At 40.8% G+C, this 12456-nt stretch carries 12 protein-coding genes; 5 read left to right on the forward strand and 7 right to left on the reverse strand.

Annotated elements, in window-relative coordinates:
* Positions 1–210: 210 nt before the first annotated feature.
* The 3 genes from AACH28_RS22125 to AACH28_RS22135 are packed head-to-tail and all read left to right on the forward strand — an operon-like array spanning position 211 to position 4168.
* Positions 211–1530: a TolC family protein gene (locus AACH28_RS22125; protein WP_204990979.1), complete on the forward strand. Its 1320-nt coding sequence runs from the start codon at positions 211–213 to the stop codon at positions 1528–1530.
* Positions 1530–2591: an HlyD family secretion protein gene (locus AACH28_RS22130; RefSeq protein ID WP_112375805.1), complete on the forward strand. Its 1062-nt coding sequence runs from the start codon at positions 1530–1532 to the stop codon at positions 2589–2591. The genes AACH28_RS22125 and AACH28_RS22130 overlap by 1 nt, the downstream gene beginning before the upstream one ends.
* Complete coding sequence (locus AACH28_RS22135; RefSeq protein ID WP_146753141.1) at positions 2591–4168, forward strand: beta-carotene 15,15'-monooxygenase; 1578 nt, start codon at positions 2591–2593, stop codon at positions 4166–4168. Before AACH28_RS22130 ends, AACH28_RS22135 begins: the two co-directional genes overlap by 1 nt.
* Positions 4169–4238: 70 nt before the next feature.
* Here AACH28_RS22135 and AACH28_RS22140 read toward each other — a convergent pair whose 3' ends face one another.
* The 5 genes from AACH28_RS22140 to AACH28_RS22160 all read right to left on the reverse strand — a co-directional run bounded on the left by AACH28_RS22140 (position 4239) and on the right by AACH28_RS22160 (position 8471).
* Positions 4239–5615, reverse strand: coding sequence for an ATP-binding protein (locus AACH28_RS22140; protein ID WP_341831522.1), 1377 nt, complete (start codon positions 5613–5615; stop codon positions 4239–4241).
* On the reverse strand, positions 5615–5773 hold the full coding sequence (locus tag AACH28_RS22145) for a winged helix-turn-helix domain-containing protein (RefSeq protein ID WP_239468812.1): 159 nt from the start codon (positions 5771–5773) through the stop codon (positions 5615–5617). Before AACH28_RS22145 ends, AACH28_RS22140 begins: the two co-directional genes overlap by 1 nt.
* Positions 5760–6296: a response regulator transcription factor gene (locus tag AACH28_RS22150; RefSeq protein WP_341831523.1), complete on the reverse strand. Its 537-nt coding sequence runs from the start codon at positions 6294–6296 to the stop codon at positions 5760–5762. The genes AACH28_RS22145 and AACH28_RS22150 overlap by 14 nt, the downstream gene beginning before the upstream one ends.
* A gap of 204 nt (positions 6297–6500) precedes the next feature.
* Positions 6501–7787, reverse strand: coding sequence for a HAMP domain-containing sensor histidine kinase (locus AACH28_RS22155; RefSeq protein WP_341831524.1), 1287 nt, complete (start codon positions 7785–7787; stop codon positions 6501–6503).
* 9 nt (positions 7788–7796) lie between these two features.
* Positions 7797–8471 (reverse strand): response regulator transcription factor, encoded by a 675-nt coding sequence (locus AACH28_RS22160; RefSeq protein ID WP_088162590.1) that lies wholly within the window; start codon positions 8469–8471, stop codon positions 7797–7799.
* 166 nt (positions 8472–8637) lie between these two features.
* Between AACH28_RS22160 and AACH28_RS22165 the strand changes: the two genes are divergently transcribed.
* Positions 8638–9162: a DinB family protein gene (locus tag AACH28_RS22165; RefSeq protein WP_145329622.1), complete on the forward strand. Its 525-nt coding sequence runs from the start codon at positions 8638–8640 to the stop codon at positions 9160–9162.
* A gap of 139 nt (positions 9163–9301) precedes the next feature.
* Here AACH28_RS22165 and AACH28_RS22170 read toward each other — a convergent pair whose 3' ends face one another.
* On the reverse strand, positions 9302–10051 hold the full coding sequence (locus AACH28_RS22170; protein ID WP_341831525.1) for a hypothetical protein: 750 nt from the start codon (positions 10049–10051) through the stop codon (positions 9302–9304).
* 245 nt (positions 10052–10296) lie between these two features.
* On the opposite strand from AACH28_RS22170, the gene AACH28_RS22175 reads away from it, so the two are divergent.
* Positions 10297–11421, forward strand: a complete 1125-nt coding sequence (locus tag AACH28_RS22175) for a serine hydrolase domain-containing protein (protein WP_341831526.1) — start codon at positions 10297–10299, stop codon at positions 11419–11421.
* Positions 11422–11502: 81 nt separating this feature from the next.
* On the opposite strand, the gene AACH28_RS22180 is transcribed toward AACH28_RS22175, so the two are convergent.
* On the reverse strand, positions 11503–12399 hold the full coding sequence (locus tag AACH28_RS22180) for a 3-hydroxyacyl-CoA dehydrogenase (RefSeq protein ID WP_115050007.1): 897 nt from the start codon (positions 12397–12399) through the stop codon (positions 11503–11505).
* Between the last annotated feature and the right edge of the window lie 57 nt (positions 12400–12456).

The following is a 12456-nucleotide window of genomic DNA, read 5'->3' on the forward strand; positions in this document are numbered from 1 at the left end:
CCATCGAGAAAGGCCTTTCAAATCACGATTTGAAAGGCCTTTTTTATGTGCTGTAAAAAAGGATATTGTAAGGACTTCTTGGCAGATATTGGTCTTTTTGTTTGAATTGATGAAAAAATGTCTTTTTTTCGTAACATATTGGCGTTTGTGAAGAAATCCAAGTTCCAATAAGTGTCTAAGTTTGCTACGTAAAAAAATTACATAGCACACGTGAACTTTTTTCCTCCCTATTGGGCAAAAGGCATACTAACCATGGGATTGTTAGTATGCGTTATTTCGGACACCTTCGCCCTCGATTCTTTGCGCATGTCCCTGAAAGACATGATCGACAAAGCGCTACAGAACAGTAAATACATCGAGCAGTCTTATTTGCAGCTCAAAGAAACTGAGGTGGCAGTACAGCAGCAACGCATGGAGTTGCTCCCTAAGATTTCCGCCAGAGCTTCTGCTAGTTATGCAAGTAATATGCCTGTATATGACCAGGGGCTTTTAAATAAACCTTCCCAGCATGATATCATTCACTACTTGTACGATAGCGGCCTGGATTTTTATCTGAACCTCTACAATGGGCATCGGGACCTAATGAAAATAGAGTCCAAAAAACTGGAAAATGAGCTGGCTAGAATCGATTGGAAGAATGCCGCAGCACAGACGAAATTGGAGGTTTGCAATCTTTTTTTGGATTTGGAACTGTCGTATAGTAACCGATCTTTAATCGAGCAGGATATTGCTGATCAACGGGTACAGCTCAAGGAGATTGAGCATCTGTATAAGGCGGGCGTGGTATTACACAGTGACGTCTTGCGTATTTCGTTGGAACTTTCGAAGCGGGAACTGTTGCTCGTGCAGATCGGTCATGATATTCAGGCTGCAAATCAGAAGCTGCAGCTAATTGGCGGTATTACAGCAGAGATTATCCCCTTGACCGAACCTTTTAAAGTGGAAAGCCCCAGCTATGAAGCGCTTGTTGCCGAAGCGCGAAGCCATGCTTTTTCCCTTCTAAAATCCGAACAGGAAGTTGTTTTGAAGAAACTGTCGGTCAAACAGGCGCGATCAAATTATCTTCCTGAGTTGGGTTTGACCAGTACATTTACCTTTGCCAATCCACAGGTCTTCTTGTATCCCTATAATCCCAGCTGGTATAATCTGAGTATCACAGGGCTCAAATTAAACATACCGATCTCGGCTATCTATCTCAATAAAAACGTGGTGCGCGGAGCACAGATCGCATTGGATCGACAAGAGGTAAAACACCATCATGAAGAGGAGATTCTGGAAAATCAGCTGTTACAGGCCCTGTTGGATTATCAATTGGCTATTAAGCAGCAGGACGTCTGTCAAAACAATAAGGCTTTGGCGCAGGAAAATGCACGAATTATAAAAAACAGGTATTTTAAATCATCGGCTTTGATTACAGATCTCTTAGATGCTGATATGCAATACCTAAAAACACTTTTTGATCTTGAAACCGCACATATTGCGATACAGAAACACTATTATTTTATCGAATTTTTGAAGGGTACTATCTAATGAAACCTAAATCACGAAGAACAGTTGTGGAGGCACAACTCACTCGAATCACCAACTGGTTGGCTGGAATTGTCTTGTTGGCTTTGTTGTTATGGGGCGCTCAAGCATTATGGATGCGACTGCGGTATACCTACACAAATGATGCACAGGTAACGCAGTATATCAATCCCATTGTTTCCCGGGTAGGCGGATATGTGGTTTCTGTGCATTATCACGATCATCAATTGGTTAAACGGGGTGATACCTTGTTGCTTATAGATAATAAGGAATATAAATATGAGGCTGATCAGGTAGCGGCATCCGTCAATAAGGAAGCTGCAGAGATCAATGTTCTTCATAGTCAAAAGGAAATTCTACAGGCGGAACATGAATCTTTACGCACATCAATTGCTGCCGGGGAGGCTCGGGTAACCAAGCAACAGTTGGAATATGATCGATATAATTATTTGTTTCAGGAAAAGTCTGCAACGGCTCAGCAACTGGAGGATGTAAAAGCAACGTTGGATGTGTATAAGAGTGAGCTGGCTTCGTTAAAGCATAAATTACAGGCTTCACAAGAACGTGTGCATGATGTGGATATGAAAAAAGGTGTGGTGGATGCCGAACGTGTTCGTTTGACGGCTGCTGTCGGCCGCAAGCGGCTTGATGTTGGCTATACCGTTATTCGTGCACCTTACGATGGTCAGATTGGCAAACGCACGATTGAAAAAGGTCAAATGATAAGTGCTGGCGAAGTTTTGGGCTTTATCGTCAATAGAGAAACCCCAACCTGGGTGACGGCTAATTTTAAGGAGACACAGTTGCGCTATTTACATCTTGGCAATAGGGTTGAGGTGGTGGCGGATGCCTATCCGGATCAGAAATTTTATGGCAAAATTATTTCCATCTCCCCAGCTACAGGTTCTGCATTCTCCCTTTTACCGCCAGATAATGCAACGGGCAACTTTGTGAAGATTGTACAACGCGTACCTGTTCGCATTGAGCTGGATAAGCAAAGGGGAGCCCAACAGCTTCTTTCGGGAATGAATGTAAATGTCTCGGTATCAAAAAATCAGAACTAGTGAAAGGAATTTTTAAAGAATGGGTGCCGGAGTGGTTGATCAAGCTTATCCTGTTTAGTAGTCTAATGCCTAGCATGGTCTTATTTTTCCTGCCGGGGGCCAATACAAATGTCACTGCTGGATTTTATGGGGCGCAACCCAGTGACATCCAGTTTCTGATTATTTTGTTTTATGCTGGTTTTGTCGGATTCTACGTGTTGGAACGACGCTTTTTTTTATACTTTCCCATTAAGCAGTACTATATTATCTTTCATCTGCTACAGCTATTGAATTGCTTTTTGATGTACAGCATCACCGATATCAGCTGGGTATACGGGCTGCGTTTTTTTCAAGGTATGTTGTTTGCTTCTGCCGTAAACTTATCGATCTCCATGATATTTTCCAGGTTGAAAAGTGATCGGGCCAAGGAAGTAAGTTATGCTGTTTTTTTCGGCCTATTATTATGTAGCTCGCCTTTTAATACGTTTGTTACGGCTGAATTTATCGATTCATTCAATTTTGATCAGCTCTATCTATACGCTGCATTATCATTTGTACCGGGTTTATTGCTCATTATGCTAACGATGCGCTCCATACGGCATATACGTCCTTACCCCCTGTTTTCATTAGACTGGGCAAGCTGCATTTTCTATAGTCTTGTGATCGTCAGTTTTGGCTATTTAATGGTGTATGGACAAGAAGTTTATTGGTTTAACGATCAGCATATGCTGATCATATTCGGGGTAGGTTTAACGTTGCTTATTCTTTTTATTGTTCGGCAAATGGTGCTCAGGCGTGTGTATGTTCATTTGGCGATTTTTAAAAACAGGAACTTTCTCTTGGGCTTATTGATTTTGTACATGATGTATATCGAGCGCTTCTCCTTGACCATCTCAAATCAATATCTCGTACAGGTTATTCAACTCGATCCTATTCATTTGTCCTATATCCAGTGGTTTAATATTGCTGGTATTGTCGCTGGTGTTCTAGGCTCATTGTATTGGATGCTTGGGCAACGCCCCGTAAAATGGATCTGGATTTCGGGCTATTGTTGCTTGCTGCTGTTTCACCAATGGATGTTTTTCTCCTTTGAGGGGCAGGGTAATGATGCGCATTTTTGGATACCTTTGGTTTTACACGGACTCGGAGTAGGGCTTATTATGGTGCCCACCATCTTATTTTGCATTACCAGTGTCAGCCCTCAATTGGGGGCTTCTGCGGCTGCGGTCTGTCTTGCTATCCGATACCTAGGCTACACGAGCAGTATCGGTTTACAGAATTTTTTCAAGTTGTTTGACTATGCCCAGCACCAGCAGGTTTTTAGGGACCAAACGGAAGTGGGCAATCCCTTATTTCGGGAGTACCTGCAGCAGGAATCTGTCAGCATTTTGCAGCATGGACTGCAGTATAAGGAACATACAGCCGCCTTAAAGCTCGTTGCTGAGCGGGTCAAGATCCAATCCTTTGTGCGATATGCCATGGATTATTATGAGATCATGTCCATGATCAGTATCAGCATACTTTTGCTGATACTGATTTCGCCTTCCTTGAAAAGCATGTATAAAAAGTTGAGAAAAAACAGAATTTCTCCTGCTTAGCTGACAGTGCTACATTTTTCCTTTACCACAATATGCTGGTTAAGGAGACTTAAAAAAAAATAGCATGCTATCAGGATAGGGAACGATGTGAGATATCAATGCTAAAAACACTTCCAACGCCTTTTGCCGAGCGGACGCTGATCTCGCCTTGATGGAGAAGCACGATTTTTCGGGTAAGCGATAAACCGATACCATTTCCCTCGCTATAATCTTTGTTGCTTCCACGATAAAATGGCGTGAATATATTGGGCAGATCGACCGGGTCAATGCCTATTCCGTCATCTTTAAATTCCAGCTGAACCCTATTTTCATCCGCCTTGATAGCGATTAGGCATTTTTGATTGGGTGAAAATTTACAGGCATTTTCAATGAGGTTGACAAAGGCGACCTGCAATAGATACTCATTTGCATTGATGGATAGAAGTTTTTCATCTTCAATCGCCGGATCGACAAAAATGTCGAGTTTATAATTTGGACTTGACTGGAGAACCTGCTGGCATGCATCAATTAGTATTTCGTCTATACGTAAGGTTTTAAACGCGATTTCAGCACTGTCGTAGCTTGCTTTGGCAAAATCAAGTAAGCTATTAAATAACTTCTTCAGTTTCTGTGCATCATTTAGCGTATTGTCGATGACAGTTTTATACTCCACTATGCTACGGTCCTTATTGGCAGAAATCTCGAGTTCTGCAATCATGGCGGCCAAGGGTGTTCTTAGCTCATGCGAGATATTGGAGACAAAATGCTTTTGGGCATCAAAGGAGTTCTCGAGGCGGTCGAGCATCGCATTGAATGTGCTGGCCAATTCGGAAAGCTCGTCTTTATTTCCGCTACTCGTAAGCCTAGCATCCAAACTTGTTGCAGAAATGGTTTTTACACGTTGTGTCATTTCCAGGATAGGTTGAAAGACCTTTTTGGAAAAGAATATTCCTGCTGCATAGATCAGAAATATAGACAAAATGAAAACCAAAAAAATGGTAGATAATAGACTATTCAGTTTATTGTAGCCGTATTGATCATAGGCTGCGGCTGTGATGATGTAAGTTTTGTCTTTGTACGGAAAGGTTATGCCGATGACCTGCCATTTTTCCTGATAAAATCGTATCTCTTTATTTTTGAGAATATCCTGCAACATGGCTGGTGTCTCTTTGACAAAGTCGATATCTACGGCATCATGATACAAGAGATCAAAACGGGTGTCGTAAATTGCAACCTCGACTTCGTTGAGGATTTTTCGGTTGTTGTGGTAGATATCTTCTAAGGTCTTTTTGTCAACTTTTGCATTCAAAAAAAGGTTTGCTTTGGTGTAAGCTTCTTTTTTCAATAGGGCGTAAAATTCTCTTTTCCGATTCTCCACCGCTGAAAAATATACTGTACAGGCAAATACCAGCAATATGGTGGCTGTAATCAGCGTGAACAATATGGAGATTCGTGTCCTGATTGGCATTAGTCTTGTTTTAGAATAAAGCCCATTCCGGATTTGGTATGGATATATCTGGTCGCAAAATCTTTGTCGATTTTTTTACGTAGATAGTTGATGTAAACATCAATGAAGTTGGTTCCGGTGTCGAAATGCGTTTCCCACACTTTTTCAGCAATTTCCATTCTGGAAAGGACACGCTCGGGATTCTGCAATAAATAATGGAGTAACTTGAACTCTTTTGGGGGTCAAATGGATTTCGACCGTATTCCTTTTGATGCTTTTGGTATGGAGGTTCATTTCCAGGTCTCCATAACGCAAAATTGTTCCCGTGAGTGTATCTTGTTTTTGATATCTTTTGAGCAGGACTCTGATGCGGGCTAGGAGTTCGCGCATTTCAAAAGGTTTGACCAGATAGTCATCCGCTCTGGCGTCAAAACCCTCAATTTTATCATCTGTAGTTCCTAATGCTGTTAACATGATAATGGGAACATCGGGTTTGATATGACGAATTTCTTTGCAGAGATCCAATCCATCCATCTTAGGGAGTACGATATCGGTTATGATAAGATCAAAGTCGTGTTGTAAGGCCATTTTCTTTCCAGATATGCCGTCGTAGGCAATAGCTGTTTGAAATTCATTTTCATCAAGTCCGCGTTTGATCAATCCTGCGACACGTACGTCATCTTCGACTAGGAGAATCTTCATATAAAGAAAAACGTTAAAAACTTCGATAAATCGAAGTTTATCTATGATACCAAATCATGGGCTATCCATGCATTGTCCCTACAAATGTATCAAACTACGCTAAATTTACACGGATATGCAAATAAAACTTTCTACACGGTCCTGCGATGACATCACTTACCCAATGTCCGTTATTGATCGTAGAATAGGACTACTTTTGGAATTTTAAAAATGAATGGAAAAAATATGTTGATTATTTTCAAATTGATAATCAACAGTCCAGCCTTGATACCGGGCGATTTCGGTAATAATTGCCAATCCTAAACCACTGCCTTGGCTGTTTTTCGAAAGTTTGGAAAACCGTTTGAATAAAAGTATTTTATCTAAGGGCATTGAACCGGGATTATATACCGTTAAAGAAGTTTGATTGAGATGTACAGCAAGTGTATCGTTGGCATTGCTGTAACGTATGGCGTTCAGGAGTAGGTTGTTGATCAGGATTTCGGTCAGACTGCTGTTTCCTGTCAGCAGCACCGACGGTTGGATCTCTTGTTGCAGCTGTAGCTGTTTTAGCTCCAGATGTTCTTGCATGACTTCAATACTTTGTGTAACAAGCGAGTCCATACTGATTTTTTCGGAATGATCGAATTGACTATTGTCAATCTTGGCGAGCAGCAGCAGGTTGCGGTTGATTCGCGTGCTACGTGAAAGCGCTTTATGCATATCTTCAAAGAGCTGGTATTGCTCATCACTTAGATCAGGGTACTGCAATAAGATATCTAGCTTATTTTTTAGGATTGCCAAGGGTGTTTGCAATTCATGAGAAGCATTTTCAGTGAATTCCTTTTGTGATCGGTATACGGCCAGGTTTTTTTCAAGAAGTTTGGATAAGGATTGATTAAGCTCATGGAACTCTATGGTGTCCGTTTGCTGAAAGTCAACCTGTTGTTGACTATTGAGATTAAATGCCTTCAATTTATCAACGGTATCTCGAAATGGTTTCCAGAGCCTAAGTGATATTTTTCTGGAGATAATAAGTAGACCAATGACCAAGATAACAAAGAAAAACAGCGTTGTTGCGGCGATGGCGGCGATGGTTTCTACAGATTCTTCAATATTTGTTTGTACGGTAAAACGATAAGGCGCACCATTGATCTGAATGACAGATGATAGGCATCTAAATCGGTCAATTGTCTTTGGCTCGACAAAACGCTGCGGTTTTTCGATGGTATACACGCTATCTTGCAATAAATCGCCCGGTTTTACTTGATGTATATTCGTTTCAGGTTGTATGCTATTCCATAAAGCGATGCTGGCTTGGAGCTTGTCTTCGGACAGTTTTAAACTGTTCAGTTCGTAGGTTGTTTTTTTGACGATAATTTCGTTATGTTCGTCTAATTCACTTTTCCATATCCCGTCGATTACAAAATAATAAACAGGAATACTGACACCTAGTACAATCAATACATAGAGTAGAAATGGGGTCGTTATTTTGCTCAGTAGGGGTTTCATCTCACTATTTTAATTTTCCCATTTGTAGCCCGTACCGTATACCGTTTTGATATAGGATTGACTTCCGGCGTCCTGTAGTTTCTTTTTTAAATTTTTGACATGAGCATAGACAAAGTCATGGTTATCGAGCATATCAGCAATGTCGCCGGACAAGTGTTCTGCTAAGGTGCTTTTTGAAATTACTTTATTTTTGTTGCCAATAAAAAACATCAGCAGATCGAACTCTTTTTTGGTCAATACAACAGGAAGATCATTGACGACAACAGTTTTTGCAAGTAGATCAATCTGTATTTCATTTTGCACAACAATATTTGAGCTATTGAATTGTTTTCGACGGATCAAGGAATAGATTCGTGCTGTGAGTTCAGATAAATGGAAAGGTTTGGTCAGATAATCGTCGGCCCCCAGTTGTAGTCCATGGATTTTGTCGTCCAATGCATTTTTTGCAGAAATGATGATCACACCGTCTTGCTTTCGCTGCGTCTTCAACTCTTCGAGTAGTTTCAGACCATTTCCATCTGGTAGGCCGATGTCCAGTAAGATACAGTCGTACTGGTATAACTGAATTTTGTCCAGAGCATCCTGCAAAGTTGGCGCAAATTCGCATAAATAGTGTTGTTCGCTAAGGTACGTAGCGATGCTTTTGGCCAGCTCCAATTCGTCTTCTATGATCAAAATCTTCATGTGGTAAAGATAGAAGTTCAATTTAGTAGAAATTTAGAATTTATTTCGCAATGATCTATCAATTTTGTTCATTTTTATTTCTTGTCCTACGACAAGTGTAATCGCTATTGAAACTTGTAATTTTAGTATAAATCAGTTATTTAGTATTTGAAAAAATCAAAACGAAATGGATAAACCGAAATCATTAAAATTAGAAATCATCATTCCTGCTTATCGCATGCACAGTCAAATTTTTCTGAATGCGTTGGATGGCGTTTCGGAAGAAGATGCATTAAAACGAATTGATGGACAGACCAATCATATCGTATGGATGGCGGGTAATTTTGTAAATGTGCGTTATGCAATGGCACATGTTCTTGGGCTTCAGGAAAATGATCCTTACCATGAGCTATTTTTTATGGGAAAGACACTCGATGAAAGTTATCACTATCCCAGTGTGCAGGAATTAAAAGAAAATTTTAAATCGATATCACCGAAAGTCTATGCTGCTTTGCTGCAAGTGGACGATACGCAGCTGGCTGAACTATTTAAGATTAATATGAATATCCCTTTTATTGAGGAAGACAAGCTAAATTTCATTGGGATGTGTATCGGACGGGAGGATTATCTGGCCGGTCAGATTGCCTTGATGCGAAGGTTGCTGCACTATCCGGGTATGAAATACGATATTGACGAAAAAATCCAGTACTAAAAGAAAAAATCCAGTACTTAAAAAACTCAAGATCGGCCGCTGCTTAAAACGTCCGATCTTGAGTTTTTAAGTATGGACCCAGCCGCATGATCTGTCTGCGCTGAAAAGTCAATACGTTGTTTATACCTAGAAATAAGGTTTACTCGCTACCTTTTATCGTCAATATAACACCTGAATATTTCTCGTGGTCTTTACCGATATAGAGCAGATCGACTTTTTTTGTCGCAGCATCCTCGAGCTGTTTTTTCAATAGATTTAAATCCATTTTTTCCGTTTTTTCCTGCCATTCATCGGTCGATTGGGGCCTGAACGAAGCAATGTTCTTCATGTCAAAAAGTGCCGAATTTGTGTCGAGCTGCTTTGAACGATGTATAAAAATAGTGTCGCCCAGTATTTTATCTATTTTTATCCAACCTGCAGGAAGTCCATTTATACTGTTACCGTCCTGATCGGTAAAAAAAGTAGCGCCATAAAGTTGACCTGCCTTTAGTTGCTTCAAATTATCAACCATCTGAGCAACTTCTTTTTCCCGTTGTTGATTGCCCAATTTATTCTTTACCCCATAAATGACTGCCCAGATAAGGATTGCCGCAGTGACAATTAGAAATCCTTTCCATAACTGAAAATAGGGGATGCTATACTGACTTTTGAACGCTTTGATCTCTGCTTTTAATTCATCTGAATAATTCCGCGCGTGAATCAATTTTCCTTGTTCGTCGTAAAGTCTGGAAAGTTTAACAAATCCACCGCCAAAAGGTAGGCCTATAAACCGACGGGCTGGCGTAATAATCTGTAAGGTGAAATTTCGTGGCGCGTTTTCTTTTTTTAAGGTTGCGGTTACCGTTTTTTCTGCTAATACAAAGTCGTAGATACTGAAAATAAAAAACATAGTCTGTCGTGATTTTTTAATGAAGAACTGAGGGAAGGATTCCGGATCAGTTCGACTTCATGAGAAATGAAGCATAAAAGCAAAATTAAAAGAAATAAATAAAAATCAATAAAAACACCCGGGCATTGCAAGAAAATTTCGATTTTTGAAGGGTACATTTTTGAAAAGCAATAAGATCAAATTGATTTAATACGCTGTGCCTTTCAGTAGGCTGACAATATAAACCGAAATGTGCGGTATAAAATATGATAAACCTAAAACTGAGTTTTATTTTGATCTGTGTAACAAGTGCTGTTATGGGACAAAAAATGGATAAATCAAAATTGGATAGCACCATTGCAGGCTATTACAAGGACCCGGCAGCTCCGGGGATTAGTTGTGCAGTTAGCCAAAATGGTCGTCTTATTTATCGTTATGCAATTGGACGTGCAGATTTGAAGGAAAAACGTGCAATCACATCCAGCTCACATTTTCGCCTGGCATCGGTAAGCAAACAGGTGACTGCACAGGCGATATATACCTTAGTGATTCAAAAGCGTTTAAAACTAGACGACCCATTGTCCCTTTTTTTTAAAGATCTGCCAGTCGCGCTGAAAGGTATTACTGTAGCACAGCTTCTGCAACATACATCCGGAATCTGGGACTATGAAGAGCTTATACCGAAAGAAAGGAAAGATCAGGTATCGGATAAGGATGTGCTGAAGTATATCCGGCAGACTGATCGTTTATATTTCCCTTCGGGAAGTCAATTTCGCTATAGCAATACAGGCTATTGTCTTTTATCGCTGATTGTCGAGCATGTTGCAAAAAAATCCTTTGCTTCCTTTGTCAAAAATCACTTGTTTGAACCCATAGGCATTAGCAAGGGATTGGTATATGAACCGGGCACGACGGTTGATGAACGAGTCTACGGTTATCATCCGACAGAAGGCTCCTACCTGTTTGCCGATCAGAGTGTGACAAGTGCGACACAGGGGGATGGGGGTGTTTATCTATCTGCGGATGAATATCATACATGGGCCAATTTTTTGGTAAAAGATCGGTTAATACAGCCGGGACTGGAGCAATTGTTCGATCAAATGGCCTACCCGGTAAAGGATGGAATAGCGTATCATTTCGGATGGTTTATTCAAAAAAATGCAGGCCATAAAATCCTGTTTCATTCAGGTGAATCTACCGGGTTTCATCATATCGTATATATCGATGTACAGAAAGACCTTGTGGTTTCACTTTTTAGCAATCGTGATGATTTGATGATCGGTGAAGCATTTGATGCCATCCTTAAAACAATGGGTATCAGCAAACCGGTATTGAATGGACAGCATCGTTCAACTTTTGCATGGTTGAACGGAGTATATGCGAATGAGTGAAAGAAGGAAGCGGATTGAAATAAGCATAAACACTAAATCGTCACCGCTCCACCTGCGACGATTTAGTGTTTATGAAGAGACCTACTTTAAAAAGTCGGGCGATTGATAGGCCGGATTGGGATAGGTATAGAACCCTTCCCCAGTAGCGACGCCCAATTTGTTTTTGTCTATAAAATGCTCTTTGAGATAGGCCACTGTTTTGATCTTTAAGGGATCATTTGTTGCATCGGCGCTCATTTTATTGATATTATAAGCTGTTGTGATGCCAACGATATCGAGTATGCCGAAGGGGCCTGTTGGCGCCCCAGTGGCAACCATCCAGGTTTTGTCGATCGTTTGGGCATCCGCCACTTCGTTGACCAAAAGATCTGTTGCCGCCGAAAGTAATGGGACAAGTAAGGAGTTTACAATATAGCCAGGCTGCTCCTTGTGCAGCGGGAGGGCAACCATGCCAATGGATTTTGCAAAGTTTACAACCTGCTCAAATACAGTTTTGTCTGTACCCGGATGGCCCATAATTTCTGCTGTATTGTGCTTCCAGATTTCATTGGCAAAATGTAGCGCCAGGAACTTCTCTGGACGGCCGGTTTCTTGGGCAAATTGACTTGGTAGCAAGGTTGAGGAGTTTGTGGCAAAAATGGTTTTCTCCGGAGCCACTTTCGCTAACTCCTGATAGAAGCCAATTTTAATGGCTGGGTTTTCGGGAACGGCTTCGATAAGAAGATCTGCGTTTGCTACCGCCGCGGCCAGATCTGAACTATAGCTGAGCCTGTCAAAGGTTGAAGCCAGTTGTTCTTTACTCGCATGAAGATCTTTCTCGAATGCCTGCGCCAAAATATCAAATTTTGCTGCTGCTTTTTTTAATACATCGTCGTTGATGTCGTATACAGTGACATGATAGCCATGAAATGCTGTTTGGAAAGCGATTTGATAGCCTAAAACCCCACTGCCAGCTATCGTTATATTTTTAAAGTCCATGATGTTATTGTTTTTTCAATTCGTAAAAATCTGCGCCACGGAATCATGGCGCAGGTT

The organism is Sphingobacterium thalpophilum, assembly GCF_038396785.1.
Taxonomy (GTDB): domain Bacteria; phylum Bacteroidota; class Bacteroidia; order Sphingobacteriales; family Sphingobacteriaceae; genus Sphingobacterium; species Sphingobacterium thalpophilum_A.